This is a genomic window from Porphyrobacter sp. SLTP, assembly GCF_009905735.1.
Lineage (GTDB): Bacteria > Pseudomonadota > Alphaproteobacteria > Sphingomonadales > Sphingomonadaceae > Erythrobacter.
In genome coordinates, this window is sequence record NZ_JAAALE010000013.1 from 62,531 (window position 1) to 86,904 (window position 24,374).

The 24,374-nt window shown below is 63.4% G+C and carries 35 protein-coding genes; 16 read left to right on the forward strand and 19 right to left on the reverse strand.

Going from position 1 to position 24,374, the window contains the following annotated elements; translation table 11 throughout:
• Positions 1-5 precede the first annotated feature (5 nt).
• Positions 6-728 carry a GcrA family cell cycle regulator gene (locus GVM20_RS11885; protein WP_166547406.1) on the forward strand — a complete coding sequence of 241 codons (723 nt, stop codon included), beginning with the start codon at positions 6-8 and terminating at the stop codon, positions 726-728.
• 138 nt (positions 729-866) lie between these two features.
• Entirely contained in the window at positions 867-1,775 is a 909-nt protein-coding gene (locus GVM20_RS11890; protein ID WP_234031979.1) for a DUF481 domain-containing protein, read from the forward strand.
• Here the strand turns inward: GVM20_RS11890 and GVM20_RS11895 are convergent.
• The 5 genes from GVM20_RS11895 to GVM20_RS11915 form a co-directional block, all read right to left on the reverse strand.
• Positions 1,763-2,443: a spermidine synthase gene (locus GVM20_RS11895; RefSeq protein ID WP_166547408.1), complete on the reverse strand. Its 681-nt coding sequence runs from the start codon at positions 2,441-2,443 to the stop codon at positions 1,763-1,765. The two genes, GVM20_RS11890 and GVM20_RS11895, sit on opposite strands and share 13 nt — an antisense overlap.
• Positions 2,444-2,596: 153 nt before the next feature.
• A complete protein-coding gene (pnp, locus tag GVM20_RS11900; protein WP_166547409.1) occupies positions 2,597-4,894 on the reverse strand; it encodes a polyribonucleotide nucleotidyltransferase in 2,298 nt (765 codons plus the stop codon).
• A gap of 174 nt (positions 4,895-5,068) precedes the next feature.
• Positions 5,069-5,338, reverse strand: coding sequence for a 30S ribosomal protein S15 (gene rpsO / locus GVM20_RS11905; protein WP_086608857.1), 270 nt, complete (start codon positions 5,336-5,338; stop codon positions 5,069-5,071).
• 14 nt (positions 5,339-5,352) lie between these two features.
• Positions 5,353-6,327, reverse strand: a complete 975-nt coding sequence (gene truB / locus GVM20_RS11910; RefSeq protein ID WP_166547410.1) for a tRNA pseudouridine(55) synthase TruB — start codon at positions 6,325-6,327, stop codon at positions 5,353-5,355.
• Positions 6,324-6,899 carry a thymidine kinase gene (locus GVM20_RS11915; protein WP_166547411.1) on the reverse strand — a complete coding sequence of 192 codons (576 nt, stop codon included), beginning with the start codon at positions 6,897-6,899 and terminating at the stop codon, positions 6,324-6,326. The genes truB and GVM20_RS11915 overlap by 4 nt, the downstream gene beginning before the upstream one ends.
• Positions 6,900-6,979: 80 nt before the next feature.
• On the opposite strand from GVM20_RS11915, the gene GVM20_RS11920 reads away from it, so the two are divergent.
• The gene (locus GVM20_RS11920; RefSeq protein WP_166547412.1) at positions 6,980-7,564 is read left to right on the forward strand and encodes a YceI family protein; all 585 of its coding nucleotides are present in this window, start codon (positions 6,980-6,982) and stop codon (positions 7,562-7,564) included.
• 3 nt (positions 7,565-7,567) lie between these two features.
• Here GVM20_RS11920 and rbfA read toward each other — a convergent pair whose 3' ends face one another.
• The 9 genes from rbfA to pspF all read right to left on the reverse strand — a co-directional run bounded on the left by rbfA (position 7,568) and on the right by pspF (position 16,437).
• Positions 7,568-7,969 (reverse strand): 30S ribosome-binding factor RbfA, encoded by a 402-nt coding sequence (rbfA, locus tag GVM20_RS11925; protein WP_166547413.1) that lies wholly within the window; start codon positions 7,967-7,969, stop codon positions 7,568-7,570.
• Positions 7,969-8,511: a DUF1697 domain-containing protein gene (locus GVM20_RS11930; RefSeq protein WP_166547414.1), complete on the reverse strand. Its 543-nt coding sequence runs from the start codon at positions 8,509-8,511 to the stop codon at positions 7,969-7,971. The genes rbfA and GVM20_RS11930 overlap by 1 nt, the downstream gene beginning before the upstream one ends.
• Positions 8,511-8,954 (reverse strand): PaaI family thioesterase, encoded by a 444-nt coding sequence (locus GVM20_RS11935; protein WP_166547415.1) that lies wholly within the window; start codon positions 8,952-8,954, stop codon positions 8,511-8,513. Before GVM20_RS11935 ends, GVM20_RS11930 begins: the two co-directional genes overlap by 1 nt.
• Positions 8,951-11,518 carry a translation initiation factor IF-2 gene (gene infB / locus GVM20_RS11940; protein WP_166547416.1) on the reverse strand — a complete coding sequence of 856 codons (2,568 nt, stop codon included), beginning with the start codon at positions 11,516-11,518 and terminating at the stop codon, positions 8,951-8,953. The genes GVM20_RS11935 and infB overlap by 4 nt, the downstream gene beginning before the upstream one ends.
• Before the next feature lie 9 nt (positions 11,519-11,527).
• Positions 11,528-12,307, reverse strand: coding sequence for a DUF448 domain-containing protein (locus tag GVM20_RS11945; RefSeq protein WP_166547417.1), 780 nt, complete (start codon positions 12,305-12,307; stop codon positions 11,528-11,530).
• The gene (gene nusA, locus GVM20_RS11950) at positions 12,288-13,916 is read right to left on the reverse strand and encodes a transcription termination factor NusA (protein ID WP_166547452.1); all 1,629 of its coding nucleotides are present in this window, start codon (positions 13,914-13,916) and stop codon (positions 12,288-12,290) included. Before nusA ends, GVM20_RS11945 begins: the two co-directional genes overlap by 20 nt.
• Complete coding sequence (rimP, locus tag GVM20_RS11955; RefSeq protein WP_166547418.1) at positions 13,913-14,476, reverse strand: ribosome maturation protein RimP; 564 nt, start codon at positions 14,474-14,476, stop codon at positions 13,913-13,915. Before rimP ends, nusA begins: the two co-directional genes overlap by 4 nt.
• 194 nt (positions 14,477-14,670) lie before the next feature.
• Positions 14,671-14,958: a hypothetical protein gene (locus GVM20_RS11960; protein ID WP_166547419.1), complete on the reverse strand. Its 288-nt coding sequence runs from the start codon at positions 14,956-14,958 to the stop codon at positions 14,671-14,673.
• A 423-nt stretch (positions 14,959-15,381) separates the two neighbouring features.
• Positions 15,382-16,437, reverse strand: a complete 1,056-nt coding sequence (pspF, locus tag GVM20_RS11965) for a phage shock protein operon transcriptional activator (protein ID WP_166547420.1) — start codon at positions 16,435-16,437, stop codon at positions 15,382-15,384.
• A gap of 158 nt (positions 16,438-16,595) precedes the next feature.
• On the opposite strand from pspF, the gene GVM20_RS11970 reads away from it, so the two are divergent.
• The 13 genes from GVM20_RS11970 to GVM20_RS12030 all read left to right on the forward strand — a co-directional run bounded on the left by GVM20_RS11970 (position 16,596) and on the right by GVM20_RS12030 (position 21,585).
• Positions 16,596-16,793 (forward strand): hypothetical protein, encoded by a 198-nt coding sequence (locus GVM20_RS11970; RefSeq protein ID WP_166547421.1) that lies wholly within the window; start codon positions 16,596-16,598, stop codon positions 16,791-16,793.
• Between the two features lie 148 nt (positions 16,794-16,941).
• Complete coding sequence (gene pspA, locus GVM20_RS11975) at positions 16,942-17,769, forward strand: phage shock protein PspA (protein ID WP_166547453.1); 828 nt, start codon at positions 16,942-16,944, stop codon at positions 17,767-17,769.
• Positions 17,770-17,772: 3 nt separating this feature from the next.
• Entirely contained in the window at positions 17,773-18,078 is a 306-nt protein-coding gene (gene pspB / locus GVM20_RS11980) for an envelope stress response membrane protein PspB (RefSeq protein ID WP_166547422.1), read from the forward strand.
• On the forward strand, positions 18,075-18,452 hold the full coding sequence (gene pspC, locus GVM20_RS11985; protein WP_166547423.1) for an envelope stress response membrane protein PspC: 378 nt from the start codon (positions 18,075-18,077) through the stop codon (positions 18,450-18,452). The genes pspB and pspC overlap by 4 nt, the downstream gene beginning before the upstream one ends.
• Before the next feature lie 32 nt (positions 18,453-18,484).
• Positions 18,485-18,793: a hypothetical protein gene (locus GVM20_RS11990; protein ID WP_166547424.1), complete on the forward strand. Its 309-nt coding sequence runs from the start codon at positions 18,485-18,487 to the stop codon at positions 18,791-18,793.
• On the forward strand, positions 18,793-19,146 hold the full coding sequence (locus GVM20_RS11995) for a hypothetical protein (RefSeq protein WP_166547425.1): 354 nt from the start codon (positions 18,793-18,795) through the stop codon (positions 19,144-19,146). The genes GVM20_RS11990 and GVM20_RS11995 overlap by 1 nt, the downstream gene beginning before the upstream one ends.
• A complete protein-coding gene (locus GVM20_RS12000) occupies positions 19,146-19,505 on the forward strand; it encodes a hypothetical protein (protein ID WP_166547426.1) in 360 nt (119 codons plus the stop codon). The genes GVM20_RS11995 and GVM20_RS12000 overlap by 1 nt, the downstream gene beginning before the upstream one ends.
• Positions 19,505-19,819 carry a hypothetical protein gene (locus tag GVM20_RS12005; protein WP_166547427.1) on the forward strand — a complete coding sequence of 105 codons (315 nt, stop codon included), beginning with the start codon at positions 19,505-19,507 and terminating at the stop codon, positions 19,817-19,819. Before GVM20_RS12000 ends, GVM20_RS12005 begins: the two co-directional genes overlap by 1 nt.
• Complete coding sequence (locus GVM20_RS12010) at positions 19,816-20,127, forward strand: hypothetical protein (protein ID WP_166547428.1); 312 nt, start codon at positions 19,816-19,818, stop codon at positions 20,125-20,127. The genes GVM20_RS12005 and GVM20_RS12010 overlap by 4 nt, the downstream gene beginning before the upstream one ends.
• Positions 20,124-20,375, forward strand: a complete 252-nt coding sequence (locus GVM20_RS12015) for a hypothetical protein (RefSeq protein WP_166547429.1) — start codon at positions 20,124-20,126, stop codon at positions 20,373-20,375. Before GVM20_RS12010 ends, GVM20_RS12015 begins: the two co-directional genes overlap by 4 nt.
• Entirely contained in the window at positions 20,372-20,548 is a 177-nt protein-coding gene (locus tag GVM20_RS12020) for a hypothetical protein (RefSeq protein ID WP_166547430.1), read from the forward strand. Before GVM20_RS12015 ends, GVM20_RS12020 begins: the two co-directional genes overlap by 4 nt.
• A 164-nt stretch (positions 20,549-20,712) precedes the next feature.
• Complete coding sequence (locus tag GVM20_RS12025; RefSeq protein ID WP_166547431.1) at positions 20,713-21,123, forward strand: SufE family protein; 411 nt, start codon at positions 20,713-20,715, stop codon at positions 21,121-21,123.
• 84 nt (positions 21,124-21,207) lie between these two features.
• A complete protein-coding gene (locus tag GVM20_RS12030) occupies positions 21,208-21,585 on the forward strand; it encodes a VOC family protein (RefSeq protein ID WP_166547432.1) in 378 nt (125 codons plus the stop codon).
• Here GVM20_RS12030 and GVM20_RS12035 read toward each other — a convergent pair.
• From GVM20_RS12035 to GVM20_RS12055, 5 genes are all read right to left on the reverse strand, one after another.
• The gene (locus GVM20_RS12035; protein WP_166547433.1) at positions 21,582-22,112 is read right to left on the reverse strand and encodes a sterol desaturase family protein; all 531 of its coding nucleotides are present in this window, start codon (positions 22,110-22,112) and stop codon (positions 21,582-21,584) included. The two genes, GVM20_RS12030 and GVM20_RS12035, sit on opposite strands and share 4 nt — an antisense overlap.
• On the reverse strand, positions 22,109-22,906 hold the full coding sequence (locus GVM20_RS12040; protein WP_166547434.1) for a fatty acid desaturase: 798 nt from the start codon (positions 22,904-22,906) through the stop codon (positions 22,109-22,111). The genes GVM20_RS12035 and GVM20_RS12040 overlap by 4 nt, the downstream gene beginning before the upstream one ends.
• Before the next feature lie 155 nt (positions 22,907-23,061).
• Positions 23,062-23,316 (reverse strand): GlsB/YeaQ/YmgE family stress response membrane protein, encoded by a 255-nt coding sequence (locus tag GVM20_RS12045; RefSeq protein ID WP_160762043.1) that lies wholly within the window; start codon positions 23,314-23,316, stop codon positions 23,062-23,064.
• A gap of 141 nt (positions 23,317-23,457) precedes the next feature.
• Positions 23,458-23,739, reverse strand: a complete 282-nt coding sequence (locus GVM20_RS12050; protein ID WP_166547435.1) for a hypothetical protein — start codon at positions 23,737-23,739, stop codon at positions 23,458-23,460.
• A gap of 182 nt (positions 23,740-23,921) precedes the next feature.
• A complete protein-coding gene (locus GVM20_RS12055) occupies positions 23,922-24,338 on the reverse strand; it encodes an acyl-CoA thioesterase (protein WP_166547436.1) in 417 nt (138 codons plus the stop codon).
• Positions 24,339-24,374 lie beyond the last annotated feature (36 nt).

Below are 24,374 nucleotides of genomic sequence, written 5' to 3' on the forward strand. Positions count from 1 at the left end.
TACATATGGGCTGGACGGACGAGCGCATCGCAACGCTCAAGAAGATGTGGGAAGGCGGCTCCACCGCGAGCGAGATCGCGGCCGAGCTCGGCGGGGTCAGCCGCAATGCCGTAATCGGCAAGGCGCACCGCCTTGGTCTGAAGGCGCGCCCCTCTCCGGTGAAGGCCAACGACAAGAAGAAGCCGGCCGCTCCGGCGAAAAAGCCCGCTGCCGCGCCCGCGCCGCGCGTGGCCGAACCGCGGGCCGAACCCGCTGAGCGCAGCGTCACCGGCGAAGCGGCTGAACGCCCTGCGCCCCGCGCGCCTGCCCCCTCCCCCCGCGCTGAAGTGGCTGCGGATGACGCCTTGAACGCGGTGCCCTCGCAGCCCGTTCCCGGCCCGTCGGCCGATCTGCCCAAGATCGTCTCGGTCGGGCCTGGCGGCTTCCTGCGTCAGGGTCCGGGCGATCAGCAGGCGCCGATCCCCCCCGCGCCGCCGCGCCGTCTTGTGCCCGCCAAGCCGAGCCCTGAAATTGCGGGCAAGACCACGCTGCTGGATCTGTCGGACAAAGTGTGCCGCTGGCCGATGGGCCATCCGGGCGAGGCCGATTTCCATTTCTGCGGCGTCGCAGTGAACCCGGGCTTCCCCTATTGCGTCGAACATTGCGGCCGCGCCTATCAGGCCCAGCTTCCGCGCGGCGTGCGTCGTCCACCGCCGCCACTGCCGTTCGGCGGCCCACGCGTTCGGTAAACCATCGCGCATGGCGAAGGGCAGCCCGCATCGGGCCTTGCCCTTGCCAAGCCTCGCCTTCTATGACTGGGGCGGGTCAAAGGGAGCGCTAACATGCACGCCAGATCAGGATTGCAACTGGTAGCGCTAGTCGCACTCATGACTGCGCAGGCGGCCCATGCTGAATTGCCCGAACCAGTGCGCGCCATGATCGATGCCGCGATCGCCACCGGTGATGAAACCAAGGTGCGCACCGTTACCGAAATTGCGCGCGCGACCAATCCGGGCGATCAGGAAGAAATCGACGCTATCGTCGCCACCTTCGAGGCGGGTGTCGCAGCGCGCAAAACGGCCGAGGCCGAGGCGAAAGTGGCGCAGATCCGCTCGGCCGGCTTGTTCGACAACTGGTCCGGCAAGGGCGAATTTGGCGCTTTCCGCGCCACCGGCAACTCGGACAATACCGGCGTGACCGCAGGTCTGACCTTGGACCGCCAAGGCATCGACTGGCGCCACAAGCTGACAGGTCGAGTCGATTATCAACGCGCCAATGGTCTCACGACCCGCGAACAATACCTCGCCCGCTACGAGCCCAACTTCAACGTCTCCGACAATTTCTATGTCTATGCACTCGCCCAATACGAGCGCGACCGGTTTCAGGGCATCGCAGCGCGCTACGCCGTGTCGGGCGGCATGGGCTATCAAGCGCTCAAGGCGGATGACATCCAGCTGTCGGTCAAGGCCGGGCCTGCTTACCGCGTCACCGAATTCGCCGATGGTCGCAATGAAAGCCGGATCGCCGGGTTGATCGGCCTCGATTTCGACTGGAACATTACTGAAAAGCTGAAGCTGACGCAGGACACCAATGCCGTGGCTGAAACGGGCGGATCGGCGGTGGCCATCATCGATTCGCGCAACACCACGCTTGATCTGATCACCGGCCTTGATGCCCGGATCAACCGCAGCCTGACCGCGCGCTTTTCCTATGCGGTCGAGTATGACAGCAACCCGCCGTCAGGCGCGGTGCAGACTGATACGCTGAGCCGCGTGACGCTCATCTACGATTTCTGAGCGAACCAGATGATGTGATGCGCGCCCTTCTTGTTGGGGCGCGACCGGACGTTCCATTCCACGATCTCGAGGCCGGTATCGCGCAGGCGCTTGGCAAAGGCGGGATCGGGCCCAGCTGACCATACCGCGAGAATACCGCCCGGCTTCAGCGCATCGCGCGCCTTGGCAAGGCCGGTGCGCGAATAGATCCGGTTGTTGGCGTCGCGCACGATCCCGTCAGGGCCATTGTCGACATCGAGCAGGATCGCGTCGAACTTGGCGCAGGTGCCATCGTTGGCATCATCGATCAGCGCGGCGACATCGCAGATTTTCAGATCGAGGCGTGGGTCTGACAGGCCCTCCCCCGTCAGTTCCGCCATCGGCCCTTTGGCCCAGTCAATGATCGCGTCAGAGATTTCGGCGACCACAATCTGCGCCTTAGGGCCAAGCCGTGCCGCAGCGGCGCGATAGGTGAAGCCCATGCCGTATCCGCCGATCAACAGGCGCGCATTCTCTTTGCCCAGCCGCTCGATGGTGAGCTGCGCCAGCTGTTCTTCCGAGAAACGCATCCGCGTGCTCATCAGCTCGTTACGTCCCAGCACGATCATGAAATCGCGGCCGTGGCGGTAAAGGTCGAGGCAGACGCCGTCCTCGATCTGGGTGCTGTCGATCAGTTCACGCTGAAGCATAAGTCAGTTCTCAAATTAAGAGGCCGCCCGGATTTCTCCGAGCGGCCCTTGTATCTCACCTCGTCATCCCGGCGAAGGCCGGGACCCAGAGCGGCAAACGCTGGTCCCGGTGTCGCTGGGCCCCGGCCTGCGCCGGGTTGACGAGCAATGCGACTAGTCCTTGAGGAAGTCGGGCAGGCCCGCAGGTGCGCTGTCGCGCGGACCACGGTCACCGCCGCGATCGCCGCCACGGCCCCCACGGTCGCCACCACGGCCACCGCCGCCGCCCTTCGGCCCACGACGATCGCCGCCGCGATCACCACGGCCACCTTCACGCGGTTCACGCGCTTCGCGGGGCGGACGGGTGTCTTCCAGCTCAGCGCCGGTTTCCTGATCGACGACGCGCATCGACAGGCGGACCTTGCCACGCTGGTCGATCTCGAGCACCTTGACCTTCACTTCCATGCCTTCGGAGACGACATCGGTGGGCTTCTCAACCCGCTCGTTGCGCATTTCCGAGACGTGGACGAGACCGTCCTTGCCGCCCATGAAGTTCACGAACGCGCCGAAATCGACGATGTTCACGACCTTGCCGTTGTAGATCTTGCCGACTTCGGCTTCCTCGACGATGCCGAGGATCCACTTCTTCGCCGCTTCGATCTCGTCGACGTTGCTGGACGAGATCTTGATCACGCCTTCATCGTCGATGTCGACCTTGGCGCCGGTTTCGGCGACGATCTCGCGGATCACCTTGCCGCCGGTGCCGATGACGTCACGGATCTTCGACTTGTCGATCTGGATCGTCTCGATGCGCGGGGCGTGCTTGCTGACTTCGGTGCGGGCACCGGTCAGAGCCTTGGCCATTTCGCCGAGGATGTGCATCCGGCCAGCCTTGGCCTGTTCCAGCGCCTTGGCCATGATTTCCTGCGTGATGCCGGCAATCTTGATGTCCATCTGCATCGTGGTGATGCCGTTCTCGGTACCGGCAACCTTGAAGTCCATGTCACCGAGGTGATCTTCGTCACCCAGGATGTCCGACAGAACGGCAAAGTCATCGCCTTCGAGGATCAGGCCCATCGCGATGCCCGAAACCGGAGCCTTCACCGGCACACCGGCGTCCATCATCGACAGACAACCGCCGCACACGGTCGCCATCGAAGACGAGCCGTTGGACTCGGTAATGTCGGACAGAACACGGATGGTGTAGGGGAAGTCTTCCTTGCTCGGCAGCACGGGGTTCAGCGCGCGCCAGGCAAGCTTGCCGTGACCGACTTCGCGACGACCCGGAGCGCCGAAGCGGCCCACTTCACCGACCGAATAGGGCGGGAAGTTGTAGTGCAGCATGAAGCTAGTGTACGACAGGCCTTCCAGACCATCGATCATCTGCTCGGAATCCTTCGTGCCGAGCGTGGTGGTGCAGATCGCCTGGGTTTCGCCGCGGGTGAACAGCGACGAACCATGCGTGCGCGGCAGGAAGCCGACGATCGCTTCGATCGGGCGGACCTGATCGAGCTTGCGGCCGTCGATGCGCTGGCCATCCTTGAGGATCGCCCCGCGCACGATTTCAGCTTCGAGCTTCTTCATCAGCTTGCCAGCAACCATCTGGGTCTGGCCGCCTTCGTCCGCAAACGCTGCCTTGGCCTTGGCCCGGGCTTCGTTAAGCAGGTTCGAACGCTGCGACTTGTCGGTGACCTTGTAAGCCGCCGCAATATCGCCGCCGATCAGCTCCTTGAGCTTGGCCTTCATGTCAGCGGTGTTGTCGCTGAGGTCGACGGTCCAGGGATCCTTGGCAGCCTGTTCAGCCAGATCGATGATCGCGCCGATGACGTTGCGGATTTCGCTATGCGCGAACATCACTGCGCCGAGCATCTCGTCTTCGGTCAGTTCCTTGGCTTCGGATTCGACCATCATCACCGCGTCTTGCGTGGCAGCGACGACTAGATCAAGCTGGCCTTCGGCGAGCGCCTTGTCCTGCTTCGGGTTGAGCGTGTATTCGCCATCAACATATCCGACGCGCGCAGCGCCGATCGGCCCCATGAAGGGGACGCCCGAGATGGTCAGGGCAGCCGAGGCTGCGATCATCGCAACGATATCGGCTTCGGTTTCGCCGTCGAACGACAGAACCTGACAGATAACGTTGATTTCGTTGTAGAAACCTTCGGGGAACAGCGGGCGGATCGGACGGTCGATCAGGCGGCTGGTGAGCGTTTCCTTTTCGGTCGCGCCGCGTTCACGCTTGAAAAAGCCGCCCGGGATGCGCCCGGCGGCCGAGAACTTTTCCTGATAGTGGACGGTGAGCGGGAAGAAATCCTGCCCTTCCTTGACCGACTTGGCGGCGGTCACGGCGCACAGCACCACGGTTTCGCCATAGGTGGCCAGAACGGCGCCATCGGCCTGACGGGCAATACGCCCGGTTTCCAGAGTGAGGGTCTTGCCGCCCCACTCCAGCGATACGGTTTTCGTGTCGAACATTGATTTTCCTTCTGACCCGCTCAGCCATATTGCCGGGCGGGGCCTCATGTGCCGGGGAAACAACCGTCCCGGTCCGGTGCGGAGCGCTTCGGCCCCAAGGCGGAGCAGACCGAATGTCTGCATGCCCCATATGCAAAAAAGGCGGCCCCTTGGAGCCGCCCTTTCGCAAAACTCTTACTTACGCAGGCCCAGCTTCTGGATCAGAGCATTGTACCGCTCCACATCCTTCTTCTTGAGGTAGGCCAGCAGCGTGCGACGCTTGTTGACCATCATCAGCAGGCCACGACGCGAGTGGTTGTCCTTGTGGTGATCCTTGAAGTGCTCGGTCAGGTTGCGGATGCGCTGCGTGAGGATCGCAACCTGCACTTCGGGGCTGCCGGTGTCCTTGGGATCACGGGCATTGTCAGCAATGATGGTCTGCTTAACTTCGGCGGTCACCGACATAGTACGTCTCTTTCTTACTCAGCGACATCGGGAAGGTTGAACCCCCGGACGACCGTGGCCGTCCCATCCGAAATTTCCATCAGCGCGACCGGGACGCAGCCCAGTTTCGCGAGGTAAAGCCCGGATGATTGGGGCATGTCAGACAGCACCCGGCCCTGTCGGACCGCCTGCGCGCTTGTCTGATCGAGGTGAAGGGCCGGGATGTCGTCCAGCCCTGCCTCTAACGGCAGGAGGAGGTGTTCAAGGCCCCGGCCCTTAGCGGTTTCCTCCAGCAAGTCCAGCGAAATCGCTTGGGATTGGGTGAACGGACCGGCCTTCGTGCGGCACAGATAGGTGACGTGGCCGCAAGTGCCAAGCGCATAGGCGATGTCGCGCGCAAGGCTGCGGATATAGGTGCCTTTGGAAACTTGGGCGGTGAGGGTGATTTCATCCAAGCCCGTTCGCCCTGAGCATGTCGAAGGGCCGTCCTCAACTTCGGAAGTAAAGTGCGGGGCTTCGACAAGCTCAGCCCGAACGGAAAGCGAGTGGATCGTCACCGCCCGCGCCGTCAATTCCACCACCTCCCCCGCCCGGGCCAGATCATAGGCGCGCTGACCGCCAACCTTGAGTGCCGAATAGGCTGGCGGCACTTGCTCTATCGGGCCTGTGAAGCGCGGCAACACCGCTTCCACCTCGGCCAGCGTGGGGCGCACATCGCTCTCCGCGACGATCTCACCCTCGGTATCGAGGGTCGATGTCTCCGCGCCGAACTGCACCGTGAATATATAGATCTTGTCGCTATCCAGCATCCGCCCGGCCAGTTTGGTCGCTTCGCCCAGTGCGATCGGCAGCACGCCTTCCGCCAACGGATCGAGCGTCCCGCCGTGACCCACCTTGGTCTTGGCATAGCCGTTCTGGCGCAGCACGCGCTTGACCGCGCTCACGCCCTGGGTGCTGCCCATGCCCTTCGGTTTGTCGAGAATCAGCCATCCGGAAAGCGGCGCAGTCATCCGCTCAGGGCCTCGGAAAAATGCCGGCGACACAGCGCCACATAGCGGTCATTCCCGCCGATCTCGGTCTGCTGGCCCTGCCGCACCGCCGCGCCGCTGGCATCGACGCGGAGGTTCATCGTCGCCTTGCGGCCGCAGTGGCAGACAGCTTTCAGCTCCACCAGAGCGTCGGCGATCCCGAGCAGCACCGCAGAGCCGGGGAACAGCTCGCCCTGAAAATCCGTCCGCAGGCCATAGCACAGCACCGGAATGCCGCCTTCGTCCGCCAAGCGTGCCAACTGCCACACCTGATCAGAGGTGAGGAACTGCGCCTCGTCTACCATCACGCAATCGAGCGGCTGCACCTTGTGTGCCGCGCTGATCGCCGCCCACAAATCGGTATCGGGCGCAAACTTGTGCGCATCGCTCTCCAGCCCGATGCGGCTTTTCACCTGCCCGCCCGAGCGGCTGTCGAGCGCGGCGGTCCACAGCATCGTTGCCATCCCGCGCTCGCGGTAATTGAAGTCCGCCTGCAAAAGGTGCGAGCTTTTGCCTGCGTTCATGCTGGCGTAGTAGAAATAGAGCTTGGCCATCGTGTCAGACTACCCATTCGCCGAGCGCTGGGCGAGGTGGGGGTGAACCTTTTGCCCGGTTGAAGCGTATAGGTAAGATCATGATCAAGTCCGCCGCCCGCCCCCGGATGTTCCTGCTGCCGCTGTTTGCCGTGTTCGCGCTGGCCAATAGCGCGAGCGTGCCGCAGCGCTATACCCTTGATGCGTCGGCGAGCAATGTTTCGGCCAAGGTGCCGTTCTTCGGCCTCGCCAGCAAGACTGCGCGCTTCCCGCGGATGGAGGGTGCGGTTACGATCGTACCGGGTGCACCGGAGAAGGCCCTGATCGACGTCACCTTCGATGCCACCGCGATCGAAGCGCCCGACAGCGTCACGCTCGCCCGGCTGCGGAGCGACAAGTTCTTCTGGGTGGACAAATATCCCTCGATCCGGTTCATCGGCCGCTCGCTCAAGCTGTCGAGCACGACGCGCGGGACCGTGAGCGGCGAGTTGACCGCCCGCGGCGTGACCCGGCCGGCGACGCTGGCGGTGACCTTCAATGCCGATCCGATCGCGCAGGCCGGAAAGCCCGTGAGCTTCACCGGAACCACCACCATCGACCGGCGGCAGTTCGGGATGAAGGCGTACCAGCTGGTTGTCGGCAACAAGGTGGACATCACGCTGAAAGCGCGAATGATCCCGCGCTAAGCGCTACTCTTCCTCATCTTCCAGATCGCGGGCGACCTTGGGGTCGCGCAGCAAGGCTTCGATCCGGTCGGCCTCAGCAAAGCTCTCATCCTTGCGGAACTTGAGCTTGGGCGCGAATTTCAGCCCCAATCGCTGGGCGACTTCGCGCTGAAGGAAGGCCGTGTTCTGGCGCAAGGCAACCACCACCTCGTCCTCGCCCGCCCCCATCAGGGGCTTCACATAGGCGGTGGCGTTGCGCAGGTCGGGGGTCATGCGCACCTCGGTGACCGAGATATACGCCGCGCGTACGACATCGTCATGCACCTCGCCCCGCGCGAGCAGCTCCGACAAGATATGCCGCACCCGTTCGCCAACTTTGAGGACGCGGACCGATTGCTGTTCGGTGGTGAAAGGCGCCTTGGCCATTACGCCATCGCCTCGGCAATCCGCCGGATCGAGCGGATGTTGCGCGCCGTGCCGCGGCACCCAAGGCGTCGCAGCAAAAAGGGCCCTGTCAGCTTGCTGTTGGCGGCGCTGTCCACAAAGTCGATATGCAAGGCCGCCGTACCCGGCGCAAGTCGCTCCGACCCGCGTCCTTCATGGTCGCTGGCGAGTTGGTCGAACGCCTCCGGGCCGGGTTGGCCTTCAAGGAAATGGACATGCACAAGGTTGTCTGCGCCGACATCGGCGAACGGATTCTCGGCAACCGCGCCAAGCAGGCCTTCGCGCGTCGTCACAACCGCGAATGTGGCGATGTCGAATGTCTCGGCGATCACCTCCGCGAAGCGCGCCGGGTACTCGGACCGGAGGGCGGGATCTCCGTCAAACAGTACATTGCCGCTGGCGGTCACGGTGGCGACATTGGCAAAGCCCGCCGCTTCCAGCGCAGCGCGCAGATCGGCCATCTTGAGCCGGTTGCCGCCGACGTTGATGCTGCCCAGCAGTGCGGCGAGGCGGACAGTGGCCACTATCCCATCCCCGTGCTGGTCGGCGTCGGGCGCGGAGTCGGCAGCGCGGTCGAGGTCGAGCGGGCGTAAACCGTCCCATCCTCGGCCAGCAATTCGCCTTCGAGGAAAACGACGCGCCGCCCGCCCTTCACCACCCGGCCTTTGCCGATGATCGTTGCGCCTTCGGGAATCAGGCGGATCAGGCTCATAGAAATGTCGAGATTGAGCGGCGCCATCTCGCCGCCGGTGGCCGCGACATAGGCATAGCCCATTACATCATCCAAATAGCCCGCGACCAAGCCCCCCTGCACGCCGCCGCGCCAGGTGGTCATCTCCCGTTTCACGGTGAAACGCAGAGTGACGGTCTGGGCGGCCTCATCCCATCCGACAAATTCCGAGCCGAGCAGCGCCGTGTGCGGCGACTGCCCGGCATCGTCTGGGTAGTGCGTATCCGTCAGGCTCACAGTGTGCGCTCACGCTCCTCGACCGAGAAGACTTCAAGCTGATCGCCCGGCTTGATGTCGTTGGTGTCTTCGAGCACCACACCGCATTCGAGACCGGTGCGCACTTCGTCGACATCGTCCTTGAAGCGTCGCAGCGACGCGATCTTTGTAGCTGAGACGATAACGTCGGCGCGGGTGAGACGGGCGAACAGACCCTTGCGGATGACCCCTTCTTCGACCAGCAGACCGGCGGCCTTGTCGCGCTTGCCCGACTTGAACACTTCCTTGACCAGCGCGCGGCCGACCACGTGTTCGATCCGTTCCGGGCCAAGCTCGCCGATCATCTCCTTGGCGATGGCATCGGTGAGGTGATAGATGACATCGTAATACATCATCCGCACGTTGTCGCGCTTCAGCAGCTCGCGGGCCTTGGCATTGGGGCGCACGTTGAAGCCGATGATCGGTGCTTTCGAGCCGCCCGCCAGCATCACGTCGCTTTCGGTGATCGCACCGACGCCGCCATTGAGCACGCGCACCTTGATGTCGTCGTTCGACAGGTTGTGGAGCGCATTGACGATCGCCTCGACCGAGCCTTGCACGTCGGCCTTCACCACCACCGGGAATTCGATGACGTTGGAGGACAGCGTGTTGAACATCGTGTCGAAATTGGTCGGGGCCAGCGCGGTGCGCTTTTCCGTCGCCATTTCCTGACGATACTTGGCAACTTCGCGGGCGCGCTGTTCGTTTTCGACCACGGTGAGGTTGTCACCGGCTGACGGCACGCCGCCAAGGCCGAGCACTTCGACCGGCATCGACGGGCCAGCTTCCTTGAGCTGGTTGCCCTTGTCATCGACAATCGCCCGCACCTTGCCGCTTTGCGTGCCGACCACGAAGGTGTCGCCGCGCTTGAGCGTGCCGCGTGTGACGAGCACCGTGGCGACCGGGCCGCGGCCCTTGTCGAGCTGAGCTTCGATCACGGTCGCCTCGGCATCGCGGTCGGGCCGCGCCTTCAGTTCAAGCAATTCGGCCTGAAGGCCGATCGCCTCGATCAGCTGATCAAGCCCTGCGCCGGTCTTGGCCGAAACCTCGACATCCTGCACATCGCCCGACATCGCCTCGACCACGATTTCGTGCTCGAGCAGACGTTCGCGGATCTTCTGCGGGTTGAACTCAGGCTTGTCCGACTTGGTGATCGCCACGATCATCGGCACGCCGGCCGCCTTGGTGTGATTGATCGCCTCGATCGTCTGCGGCATCAAGCCGTCATCACCTGCGACCACCAGAATGACGATGTCGGTGACGTTCGCACCGCGCATCCGCATTTCTGTGAAGGCCGCGTGGCCCGGAGTGTCGAGGAAGGTGATCTTCTTCTTGTCCTTGGTGGTGATCTGGTAGGCGCCGATGTGCTGGGTGATGCCGCCGGCCTCGCCCTTCACAACATCGGTGCCGCGCAGGGCATCGAGCAGACTGGTCTTGCCGTGATCGACGTGGCCCATGATCGTGACCACCGGCGGACGGGGCACGAGCGTTTCTTCGGGATCGGTGTCCTCGCTGCTGTCGATATCGACATCGCTCGCCGAAACACGCTGGATGTTGTGGCCGAACTCCTCGACCAGCAATTCTGCGGTGTCCTGATCAATCGTCTGGTTGACGGTGACCATCATGCCCATGTTGAACAGCGCCTTCACCAGGTCCGCACCCTTTTCAGCCATGCGGTTGGCGAGTTCGCTCACAGTGATCGCTTCAGGCACCACGACATCGCGCACCTGCTTTTCGCGCGGCTTGGACGGGCCGCCCTGACCACGACGTTCCTTTTCACGCGCACGCTTTAATGCGGCGAGGCTGCGCGCACGGCGGCCTTCGTCCTCGTTGAGCGCACGGGTGACGGTCAGCTTGCCTGAACGACGGTTGTCCTTGCCTTCGTCGATCGGCGCGGCGCGCTTGTCTTCCTTCTTCTTGCCCTTGACCTCGGCGGGCCGCTTGGGCTCGGGGCGCTCGACCGGGGTGAAGCGCCGTGCGGCGGGCACAGCTTCGGCCTTGGCGGCAGTCGCTTCAGTCGCAGGCTCTTCGGCCGCGACAGGCGCTTCTGCGGGAGCATGCGCAGCTTCGCTCGCAGCCACGTCAGGCGTAGAGGCGACCTCGGTGCGCTGACGCTCGGCCTCTTCTTCGGCGCGGCGGTTTTCTTCCGCGCGGCGACGCTCTTCCTCTTCGGCGCGCTGGCGCTCTTCGTCCTCACGCTTGCGCGCTTCCTCGCCCATCCGCAGCCGTTCTTCCTCGGCTTCAAGCTGGAGGCGCTTCACGCGCTCCTGCGGGGTCTCCCCTGCGGGAGCGGGGCGCGTCGGACGCGGCGCCGGCGTCGGCGCGGGTGTTGGCGCAGGCGCGGCCACAACCGGTTCGGGAGCGGGCGGTGGCGGCGGTGCAGCCGCTTCGCTGCCGGGTTTCCCGAGCACGCGGCGCCGCTTCACCTCGACCACCACCTTGTTGGTGCGGCCGTGGCTGAAGGTCTGCTTGACCTCGCCCGCATCCACCGAGCGCTTGAGGCCCAGAGGTTTGCGGATGCGCTGGTTGTCGTTGTCGTCGCTCATTATCGCTCGTCAGTCCTTCACGTATTCATCAATGTTCGCCGTCCCGCCCTGAGGCTGGTCAGCGTGGCCGGAAGTGTCCCGGCCCGTTTCGTTCGTCGCGTTCGCCCGATCATCCCCTACGTATTGCACCAGCCGGGAAACCGCCTGTAGCACGCGGGTTGCGGCGCGCATGTCGCCAGGATGACCGGCGACGCCCAGGTGGACTACGTTGTCGCGGCCCAATGCCACAGACAGCGCGGTGCGGTCCAGAGGCAAGGTCTGACCGCGCAGGCCGGAACCTTCGGCGTCGGTGCCAACGCGCCACGCCTGATCGAGCTTGCGCCGACCATCCTCGCTGCTGTCGGCGGCGTGGAGCAGAACGGCAATCCGTCCGCTGCGCGCCTGCTCCTCGATCCGGGCCGATCCCATCACGATATTGCCGCTGCGAAGTTCCAGCCCCAGCCGGTCGCACAATTGGCGCACCAGCGCGGCTTCGACCATGGCTGGCAAATCGTCAGGAATGGTGAGAGGCGCGCCCTTGAATGCGCGCATCAGTGCCTTCTTGAGATGGCCCTCGGCCAGCGCGGTTTCAAGCGCAGTGCGGGTCACCCCGATCCACGCACCACGTCCCGGCGCTTTGGCCCCTGCATCGGGGAGCACCAGCCCGTCAGGCGAGATCGCCAGACGCAGCAGATCATCCCGCGCCGAGGTGTCCCCGGTAAGGATACAGCGCCGCTCGCTCCCCGCATTCACGGGGAGCGCCGGCTCAGCGATGTCGGACGTCAGGCGCTCATTGGGTGGAGTCCGCATGGGCGGCCTCCTCGGTCGGTTCATCTTCGAACCAGTGCGCACGCGCGGCCATGATGATTTCGTTGCCCTGCTCTTCCGAGAGGCCATATTCGCCCAGCACGCCGCCCTTGTCGGTTTCGCGCTGCGGACGACGCTGCGGCGGGCCGTCAGCATTGTTGCGGCGACGCGGCGCTTCACGCTTCTTGGCGATCAGTTCATCCGTGGCGAGATCGGCGAGATCATCGAGCGTCTTGATCCCGGCCTTGCCGAGCGTGACCAGCATTGCTTCGGTAAGGTGCGGGATTTCAGCCAGCGCATCCTCCACGCCCAGACCACGACGCACTTCGCGGTGCGCGGATTCCTGACGTTCCAGCGCTTCGAGAGCGCGGCTCTGAAGTTCCTCGGCGAGTTCGTCGTCGAAGCCTTCGATGCTGGCGAGTTCGGCGATCTCGACATAGGCGACTTCTTCCAGCTCGGCAAAGCCTTCGGCGACCAGCAGCTGCGAGAGGGTTTCGTCGACGTCGAGCTCTTCCTCGAACATCTTCGAACGCTCGGCGAATTCCTTCGAACGCTTTTCCGAGGCTTCTTCCTCGGTCATGATGTCGATCTGGTGACCGGTGAGCTGGCTCGCCAGACGCACGTTCTGGCCGCGGCGACCGATGGCCAGCGACAGCTGATCGTCGGGCACCACCACTTCGATGCGGCCATCATCTTCGTCAAGCACGACGCGGCTGACGGTAGCAGGCTGGAGCGCGTTCACCACGAAGGTCGCGGTGTCTTCCGACCAGGGGATGATGTCGATCTTTTCGCCCTGCAATTCCTGCACGACAGCCTGCACGCGGCTGCCCTTCATGCCGACGCAGGCGCCGACCGGGTCGATGCTGGAATCGCGGCTGATCACGCCGATCTTGGCGCGGCTGCCCGGGTCACGGGCGGCGGCCTTGATTTCGATGATGTTGTCGTAGATTTCGGGCACTTCCTGCGCGAACAGCTTTTTCATGAAGTCGGGATGCGCGCGGCTGAGGAAGATCTGCGGGCCGCGGTTGTTGCGTTCCACCTTGGTGATCAGCGCGCGGACGCGCTCACCGGTACGGGCGGCTTCGCGCGGGATCTGCTGGTCGCGGCGGATCACACCTTCGGCGCGGCCGAGGTTGACGATCACATGGCCAAATTCGACCGACTTGATCACGCCGGTGATGACTTCGCCTTGGCGATCCTTGAATTCCTCGAACTGGCGTTCACGCTCAGCATCGCGGACCTTCTGGAAGATCACCTGCTTGGCGGACTGCGCGTCGATACGGCCCAGATCAACCGGGGGCAGCGGATCGACAATGAAGTCACCCACTTTGGCACCCGGCTGAAGCTTTTCGGCCTGCTTCAGATCGACCTGCTTGAAGTAGTCTTCGACCTCTTCGACGACCTCGACCACACGCCAGAGCGTCAGATCGCCGGTCAGCGGATCGAGCTTGGCGCGAATATCGTTCTCCGCGCCATAGCGGTTGCGCGCGGATTTCTGGATCGCTTCTTCCATCGCCTCGATGACGATGGACTTGTCGATCATCTTTTCCGAAGCAACCGCATTGGCGATCGCAAGCAGTTCAGCCTTGTTGGCGGAAATGGCACTCATCAGTCGTCTGCCTTCTCTGTATCTTCGATGAGTTCGTCAGCCCCACTGGTATCCAGCGGGCGGGTGGCGGCAATCAACGCGTCGGTGAGGACGAGCTTCGCCGTGTGAACCTGATCTAACGGCAGGCGAACATCGCCCGCCTTCACTTCCGCGACGAGGATCATACCATCCTCAAGCCCGCCGAGCACGCCTTTGTTGACACGCTGCCCGTCATAGCTCTTGTCCATGACGATCCGCACTTCGTGACCAGCCCAATTGGCGAAGTCTTTCTCGCGGGTCAGCGGACGGTCGATGCCGGGGGAGCTGACTTCGAGGTGGTATGCCCCTTCGATCAGCACTTCGCCCGCCTCTTCAGCCGCATCGATCACGTCCGAAACCCGGCGCGACAGCGCGGCGCACTGGTCGATCACAAGTTGTCCTGTCGCAGGGTCTTCGGCCATGATCTGCAAGGCCATCCCGCCATCACCGGCTTCGGACGGCAGCATCGCGACGCGCACCAGTTCAAAACCCAAGGCGGTCGCCTCGGGTTCGATCAACTGGGTCAGACGCGCGATATCGGCCATTCATGCTCCATACGAGTCGGCATTGCGGAAACGGCGTGTGGGGCCGGCCCCCGGAGGCGCCAGCATCCAAACCTTGTCTCGACAATGCCGGGATTGGCGGTGCAACTAATCGCTGACACCCGATTTGGCAAGAGCGAACCGCGCAGGCGCGGCGCTTGCCCGGTTGGGTCAAAGTTCAGATCGTCCGGTGGTCGTCACGGTCCCCCCGTGACCCACCTGCGCGCCATCTCGATCAGCTCACGCCGTTCGCGATCCTCGAAGTTTTCGTAATAGCGTCGGGTCTCCAGCACGATTGTGTCAGTCAGCGGCTCTTCGAAGGCGATGGCATTGAGGCCAAATTCACTGCGGCTGATGATCCCGAAATGGTCGATCACGCCGCACCGCAAGATCGCGCCCTCACCCTCGCGCATGGCATCAAGAATCGCGACTTTTGCGCCAGTCCGCGACAGGTTGAGAAGAATGCAGGTGTGAGACCGTTCCACCGCGATCAATTGCGCCGGCAAGCTGAGCCGCAACCGTGGGGCCAAACGCCGACCCACCGCCGGGGTCGCCGGTTCGTCTCTAGGCTCAGGCTTAGGGTCCACCATCCCCTCACCCCGCAAACATGCGGCTGCCAATGGCCCGATAGGTTTCCCGACCAGCGACTCGGCAGCAATGTGATGCGTCCCCAGTGGAGGTCTACGCGAGGTTGGTGTGGCAGGCAAAGACTGACTGGGGATGGCGGAACAATTGGGTCGCATGTCACCGCCCACCCGCGCAGCACATTTTGAGCGCCAAGCCTGGCATGGCGTGCCGGCCGGCCGAACCCTCCACGGCATGTTCGGAAAGCAGTTGCATCGTGAGCTGCCGCCGTGGGCAAAATCAGGGCAATAATCGAAAGCCTTACGGCGCCGTTATGGACGTCCTCAGTCCTGCCCCTCCATGAGGGAATGCTTGCGAATGCAATGGCGCAGTTGATCGTAGGTCAGGCCGAGCGCGCGGGCGGTCTGGCGCTGGTTCCAGCGATGCTTTCCCAAGGCATGGGCCAGGATCGCCCGCTCATGCGCGTCGACGGCGGCGCGCAGATCCTCGATGCTGTCGAAGCTCGGCGCGGCGCCTGCCGCCGGCGTGGCGCCGGACACAGCGCTGGCAGATCCCGCTCCTGATGCTTGCGCCTGGCTGCGCCGGTGTTCGGGAGGACGCGGGCGCCACGGGCTGTCGAAAGGGTCGAACTGGACATGCGCGATCGGCATGTCGGGCCCCGCCCAGCGATAAACCGCGCGTTCGACCACGTTGCGGAGCTCGCGGACATTGCCGGGCCAGGGATGATCCTCAAGCGCATCCATCACATGCGGCGCGAACCCCGGCCAACGCTCCCAGTCCAGTTCCGCCGCCATGCGCCGCCCGAAATATTCAGCCAACACGCCGATATCGCCTTCACGCACCCTGAGGGGCGGCAAGGTGATGACTTCGAAGCTCAGCCGGTCGAGCAGGTCAGCACGAAACTCGCCGCTTGCCGCCAGCGCGGGCAGATCATCATTGGTGGCCGCCACGATCCGCACATCGACCCGGATCGGGCGTGAGGCACCGATGCGTGTGATCTCGCCATATTCGACTGCGCGCAGCAATCGCTCCTGCGCACCCATCGACAGAGTGCCGAGTTCGTCGAGGAACAGCGTCCCGCGATCCGCCTCTTCGAACCGCCCCACGCGGGTCTTGGTCGCACCGGTAAAGGCACCCGCTTCATGGCCGAACAGCTCGGCCTCGATCAGCGTTTCGGGAAGCGCTGCGCAGTTCATCGTCACCAGCGGCTCGTCCCAGCGGCTCGACAGACGGTGAAGGCGTTCGGCGATCAGTTCTTTACCCGTGCCGCGCTCACCGATCACCAGCACGGGTCGGTTCATCGCGGCCGCGCGGCTGGCGCGTTCGACCGCGTCGAGAAAGGCCCCTGACTGACCGATGAACTGGCTTTCGAGCTTCACATCCAAACTATAGTGAAAAACACCAATGCTTGGCAATACAGACCAACGCTTCCAGACTTCGACACATCAAAAACCGCGCAATTCCGCCATTTTCGCGGTTTGGCACGGCGGTTGCAAAATACCGAGCAACACCACGCATACAACTTGGGAGGCTCATTATGATCGACCGCAACGCCGCAAACGCCCGTTCCTCGGACAGCTTCTGGAACACGAAGCTCGGTCACGCAGCAATGGCCAGCATCGCCGCGATGGTGATGATGATCGCTCTGTCGTCGCAGATTCAGCCGAGCGCCGCCCATGCCGCCCCGATCGCTCACCCCGCTGCCGAATCCGGCGCGATGGTCGAGATCGCTTAAGGTGGGCGACCCCTTTGATCCCCTCGGGCCGGAACGCCCCATGCAGGATGTCCCCCCTGCCGATGCTGACCGCACCGCGAAGCCCACTCGCGCTGCCTTCGACAGCGATGTTCCGGCCCAACCCTCCCGCCTGCTTTCGGCCACGCGTCTGTCGCGGCTCGACGAGGAAATCGAAGCCTTGCGCCGCAGCCCCAACCCGACGCAATCTCGCCGGGCAACTGCCGACCAGGAGCACGACCGCGTCGCTCCCCTGGACCGGGTCAATTCGTTTCTCGATGGAGTAGCCTTCATGGGCATTTTCAGCCGCACCCGCGACATTATTGCCGCCAATTTCAACGACATGCTTGACAAGGCGGATGACCCGTCGAAGATGATCCGCATGATCATCCTCGAAATGGAGGAAACTCTGGTTGAAGTCCGCGCCAGCGCGGCCCGCACTATTGCCGACCAGAAGGAAATGCATCGCCACTGCGTCAAGCTTGACCGGTTGCAGGCCGACTGGGGCGAGAAAGCGCAGCTGGCGCTCAGCAAGGACCGCGAAGACCTCGCCCGCGCGGCGCTGGTCGAAAGGAAGAAGGCCGGCGACATGGCCGACCAGCTCAAGAGCGAAATCGCCGTGCTCGACGACGCCCTGCGCGCCTACGAGGAAGATATCGCCAAATTGCAGCACCGCCTGCGCGAAGCCCGCAGCCGCCAGACTGCAATCGCCGCGCGCCTCGAAAGCGCCGAGAACCGCGTCAAGCTGCGCACGCTGATGAGCACCGAGCGCACCGATGAGGCGCTGGCGCGCTTCGACCAGCTGGAACGCCGGGTCGATTACGCCGAAGGCCGCGCCGATGCGCTGCGGATTGCGGAGGACGGCCCGCCGAGCCTTGCCGATGAAATCGCCGCCCTCGCCGGGTCGGATGCGATTGATGACGAACTGGCCGCGATGAAGAAAGCGCTTGGCAAAGCCGACGACAGCAAGGGGGAATAAGTCATGGATTTCGAAGTCATTCTTGTCGTCGCGATGCTGTTCATCGGCCTGCCCTGGGTCATCCTGCATTACATGACCAAGTGGAAGACCGCCGCAACGATCACCGTCGATGACGAAGTGCTGCTGGAGGAACTCTACAACCTCGCCAAGCGGCTCGATGAACGGATGGACACGGTCGAACGTCTGGTCGCCAGCGACGACCCCGGCTTCACCCCCGCCCGCCGCCTGATCGCCGATCAGGAACAAGACAACCAGCAACTGCGCGAATTGGAAGCGCTGATCGCCGAGAAGAAGGGAACCCGCGCATGAACAGCCCCCGCACCACGCTCTACCGTGACAAGCACAATGCCAAGCTGATGGGGGTGTGCTCCGGCATCGCCGACTACACCGGGGTGAACGTCTTCTGGGTTCGCATGGCCGCGTTCTTCTCGATCTTCATCACCGGCGGCTGGTCGATCCTGGCCTATTTCGTGGCCGGCTTCATCCTCAACAAGAAACCGCCGCATCTCTACCGGGACGAAAGCGAGCAGAAGTACTGGCAGTCCGTCCGTCAGAGCCCGAAGCGCACCGCCCGCGAAATCCGCGCCGCCTTCCGTGACGTCGACCGGCGGCTGGCCGCAGTGGAAACCCACTATGTCAGCAGCAACCCGCGCCTGACCGCCGAGATCGAGCGGCTGCGCTAAGCCCGAACACACGCAACAGGGGACCCAAGAATATGGAAGGTTATCTCGCCCTGATGATCCCGATCATCGCGATGATGATCCCGATCGTCGCCATCTGGACCAAGCATCAACAGAAGCTGGCCGAAATGCAGATCGGCGCGACAGCCGAACAGACCGCCGAGAAGGCCGCGCAATATGCGACCCATATCCAGCGGCTCGAAGACCGGGTGCAAGTGCTCGAACGCATCGTCACCGATCGCGGCTACGACATCGCCACCCAGATCGAAGCGCTGCGCGACCAGCGCCGGGTGGATGAGGGCATGGGCGTGCCGCTCGGCCTCGAGAAGAAGGAGCGCGTGTGATGCCACATGACCCGAGCTTCATCGTTGCCATCGTGATGGTCTGCACCGGTGGCTGGCTGATCAACAACTGGATCCGCGCCAAGCACGGCTATGCCCTTGAAGACGAATGGGGCGGCAAGACCGAACGCAAGGACACCGCAGAATCCCGCGCCGAGACCGAACGGCTGAAGACCGAAAACCGCGAACTCCACGGTAAGGTCGAGGCGATGCAGGACCGGCTGGTTGTGCTGGAGAAGATTGTCACCGACCGTGGCTACTCGCTCGCCCAGGAAATCGAAGCGCTGCGCGAAGTGCGGACGGCGGACCACGGCACGGGCGTTCCGCTCGGTCTCGAGAAGAAGGAGCGCGTGTAATGGAGAATTTCGACGCTTTTCTCCCGTACCTCGGCTGGATCATCGGCGGCGGCTTCACGCTCGGCGCGCTCGGGATCCTTGCCTCGTTCCAGACCACCCGAATGAAGATCAAGAACGGTTATCCGCTTGAAGGCATGTGGGGCCAGTCACTGAAGCCCGGCTCGGACAAGGAGACCGCACACCGCGTCACTCTGCTGACCCAGGAAAACGCCGAACTGCGCGCCGAACTGGGTGCGATGAAGGACCGGCTGGTCAATGTCGAACGGATCGTGACTGACGGCGGCTACCACCTCGGAGCGGAAATCGATGCGCTGCGGGACCGCGCCCTGTCCGGTCTCAAGGACAAGGGGGAAGCGTGATGGCCGAAATGGTTCTGATAGCGATGACTATCGTCGCGATCGCTCTGATCACGGGCATGACCCTGAACGGCATCGTCGACAAGGTGATGCAGGGCAAGCGCATGCGCCATGACGTCCGGCCTCCTGCCGACCCGCACACCCCCGGCGTCCGCGAGATCGCTGAACGCCAGCAGATGATCGAAGATCGTCTGCGCGTGCTGGAACGGATCGCCACTGACCGTGGGAGCCTGCTGGCGGACGAAATCGAGGCGCTGCGCCGCGATACCCTCGCGCTGGCTCCCGCACAGGGCCAGACTGAGAATGTCGCACCATGAGCAGTTGGGCAATTGTCGCGCTGGTCGCGATTGTGATCTGGGGCATCGTTGAATCGATCCGGGCCCGGGCCGGGATCATCACCGACGAGGACGGCAACCAGAAGGTCGTGGCCCGTGAAGATGGGCGCAACCAGGCCGAAATCGAAGCCGCACGGCGCGAGGTGAGCGAACTCAAGGAACGGGTGAAGGTGCTCGAACGCATCGTCACCGATAGCAACACCGGCGATGCGCGCGTGACGGCGCAGATCGCTGCCGAAATCGAAGCGCTGCGGGCCCTTCCGCAGGCGAAGGAGGAACAGCGCAAATGATCACTCCGCTTCTCGACCCTTCCGTGATCACCGCCACGTCCGGCTTGATCGCGATCATCGTCATCGCCGCCGCGCTGCTGCGTGGCTGGCAGGGCTGGCTTGACCTCAAGCGGCAGGAGCTGGACCGCAACGCCCACCACCCTGCGGCGGCTGACGGTTCCAGCATCGGCACCGCCCGGATCGAGCTTGCCGATCTCAAGGAGCGCATCCGCAAGCTGGAAGCCATCGCCAGCGGCGTCGAACTGTGAGCACAGCCCGCAACACCGCGACGCAAGCCGGCATCGGCCTTGGCACAGCGATCGCGGTGGCGATCAGCTGGAGCGTCAACAAGTCGATCATCTGGGCCATCGTCCACGGCTTCTTCAGCTGGTTCTATGTGATCTACTATGCCCTCACCCGTCCCGGCGGCATCGGCGGGTAATTCCGATCATCGTCACGTCTCGTCATTGCGAGCCGCAGGCGAAGCAATCCACGGGCCGAGTTTGCAGCCGGTGCGGTCCATGTCCATGGATTGCCGCGTCGCCTTCGGCTCCTCGCAAAGACGAAGCACTTGGGTTTTCCGGCGGAGCGGATTAACGGCTCCCCATGCGCACCCTTTCCGACATTCTCGAAGAGTACGAATTTCTCGAAGGCGACGAGCGTTACGGCTTGCTGATCGAGCTTGGTCGCGCGCTTGAACCCATGCCTGATGCTCTCAAGACTGATGCGACACTGGTGCGCGGGTGTTCGGCGGCGGTGTGGGTCTATCCCGCCTCGCAGGAGGAGCAGAAGCTGCATTTCCTCGCCGACAGCAATGCCGCGATCACCAAAGGGATCGTCGCACTGGTGATCGCCGCCGTGCAGGACAAGCCCGCCGCCGAGGTTGCGCAGATGGACGTGATGGGCGCGCTCGCCCCGTTCGATCTCAAGAGCCAGTTATCGAGCAACCGCACCCAAGGCGTGCCGAACATGATCGCGCTGGTGAAGGAACACGCCGCAAGGCTGGCGACTGGCTGACCTTCTGGCGCGCGGCGTTGGTTGGGGTAAAATCGTCGCCGGGGGACGAGCGCTGGGCGAGTCGCCCCGTTGAGGAGAACCGCAATGCTCGCCGCCGCCAAGCCCGTCTGCTTTGTCCTCGCCGCCGATCTGCCCAAGGCGCGCGCCTTCTACACCGACACGCTGGGCCTAACCGAAACCGGGGAGGATCCCTTCGCAGTCAGCTATGATCTGGCAGGCACGCTGCTGCGCCTCACCAAGGTGGAGGGGCATACGCCCAACCCGCACACCGTACTCGGCTGGCAGGTGAGCGATATCGAGGCGGCGATCGACGCTTTCGTAGCCAAGGGCGTGACTTTCGCGATCTACGAGGGCTACGGGCAGGACGCGCGCGGCGTGTGGACGCACCCGGCATCGGGCGCCAAAGTCGCGTGGTTTCTCGATCCTGAGGGCAACAACCTGAGCCTGACGCAGGCCCCCTAAAGGTTGCGGCCCACCGTTTCGTAACCCTCGGCCCCGGCACTGTCGCGCACCACGGCAAGGCCCGCTTCCTTCTGCGCCTTCAGCTCTGCCTTCAGCTTGGCCGGATCGCGCGCGAAGACGAAGCCGAAACTCACACCGCCTTCTTTTCCGATGGTCGCATGGTGGAGCTTGTGCGCTTGCACCAGCCGCTTGGCGTAACCCTTGCGCGGCACCCACTTCCAGTAACGCTGATGGACGAGGCCGTCGTGCACCAAGGTATAGATCACCCCGTAAAGCGTGATCCCGACCGCGAACCACCACAGCCAGTCCCAATAGAGTGAGCCATAGATATACATCGCCGCGTTGATGGTGCCGAAGACGACCGCAAACAGATCGTTCTTCTCCAGCACATTGTCATGCGGCTCGTGATGATCGCGGTGCCAGCCCCAGCCCCAGCCATGCATGATGTACTTGTGCGCATACCATGCGAACAGCTCCATCCCGATCAGCGAGGACATGACGGTCAGGAACACTTCGAGCCAGCTCATGCAGGCACCTTCTCGATCAATTCAACCCGGCCCACCCCGGCCCGGCGCGCACGCGGCAGCGCCCACCACGGCACATCGGGGCGGCGGTGGTGTTCCAGATGATAGCCGAAATGGAAGCACGAGGCGAGGCTCGCCAGCGTGCCGAAATCCTCGCTCCGCGTGTTGTGGCGGTCAGCGAAATCCGTCGTATCCTCGCCCGGCGCATGGCGGTGCGGGCGGAAGGTGCCGAAGTAGAACAGCTGGAGCGATGATCCCAGCGCAGGCAGTCCATAGAGCAGCACGATCTGCACCATCGGAATATCCAGCACCAGCCAATAGATACCGACCACGGTGTGCACAAACAGGATCGAACGCCAGCCGAAATAGCGCCGGAAGAAGGTGCCGTACCACCGCAGGAAATCACCCGGATTGTGCTCGTCGAAATCGGGATCGCCCGGACGGCCGGCCAGCTTGTGATGATCGAAATGCGCATCGCGCAGCTGCCGCCATGCGAACCCCGCATAGAGCGCAAGCAGCACCGCGCCGATTGCTCCGTTGGTGCGCGGCTGACCGGGCACCAGCGTCCCGTGCATCGCATCGTGGCAGACAATGAACACGCCCACGGAAAGCCAGCACTGCACCGCTGCCAGCGCCAGCGCGAAGGGCCAGTTCGTCCACGTCAGTTCGAAAACGAACATGCCGTAAGCGTGGATCCCCAGCCAGCTCCCGGCAATGGCCAAGGCCAGCGCAAGGCCTATGGCGCTCTGCAAGGTCCGCTTGGGCAGCGTGAAGCCTGGGGCAAAATGCGGGTTCATCGGACCAAGGATACGCACGGGCAAGCCATGCAGATGCGTATAGACCGCGCGGCCCCTAAGGCAATTGCGTTTGCGCGAACGTGCATCGCGCACAACAAAACGCCGGTGCCCCTTGGGACACCGGCGTTTTGGTCGCTAGACATTGCGGATCAGTCCTACCGTCGGCGGAGCAGATTGAGGACCGCGAGCAGAATGATCGAGCCCAGCAGTGAAACGGCTATCGCGCTGAGGCTGAGATCGCCGCTCAGGATGTTGCCGCCGCCGATCAAGGGATTGAGAAGGAATCCGGCGAGCAGCGCGCCGACAATTCCCACGACAACATTCATCAGAATACCGCCGCCGCCGCCGACCAACATGCTGGCGACCCAGCCGATCAAGCCGCCGACGATCAAAAGGATTATCAAGTTCATTGCAGTTTTTTCCAATCTGTATGGTCACTGCGGATAGTCGGAGCCGGTTGGTCGAACATACTGACCAAGTCTGGCGCGCCGGGCCTGCCAGTGACATCTATCCTGCCGACAAATCAGCCGCTCAGAGATATGGCGCAGCGCTCAATTCGTGACCTTGTCGACCGCTTCTTCTGCCGCGGCGCCGACTTGCTCGGCCGCATCGCCCACCTGTTGAGCGGCTTCGCCAACGGCAGCGTCCTTGGCCGCCTCGGAATCGCTCATCTGCGAGAACACGAACAGGGCCGCTACGGCGATCAGAACCAATACGATCAACCCGATCCACTTGGTGCCGCCGCCAGAGCTTGGCTGGTCGGTGACGATTGTGGTGGTGGTGTGCGTGTTGCCTTCCGGCGTGCGCGTCTCAGTGATGCGTTCTTCGGTCATGTCGATTTCCTAGCTGGTAATACGCAATCACCCGCAGGCATTGCTGCCTGAATTGCAACATCACTTGTTAGGAATCGAACGTATTCTGCGCGGCCAAGCGGCAGGCATCGAACAGCATTGCGCTTCTTGCAGTCGAATATTCGTTTCGGGGGCGATGCCCTTAAATCGGGCCGTCCGCGCCCTCACTCCCCGTTGGGGAAGAAGAATTCGCGCAGATGCTCGCCGATGCGCGCGGGGCGCAGGGTTGCGGCATCGATGCAGCACCAGCTTGATTGCACCTCGGCCAGCACCTCTTCGCCGCGCTTGATCAGCGTCGAATAGAACGCGCGCGCGCCGTTGAAGCGTTCGAGCACGGTCTGGGCGATCACGTCGTCTTCGAGGAAGGCGGGTTTGCGATAGGTGATCTCGTGCTTCAGCGCGACCCACGCCTTGCTCGCCACATCCTCAGCCGGAGCGATCCCGCGCCAATGCGCCAGCACCGCGTCCTGCACCCAGTTGAGGTACCGCGCGTTGTTGACGTGTCCCATGAAGTCGATGTCGCCCGGCTGGACGATGATCGGGTGAAGAAAAGCGACCGCAGGGGATTCGTTTGCTGACATGCCTGTAAGCTAGCGCAAGATTATGACAATTTCCAC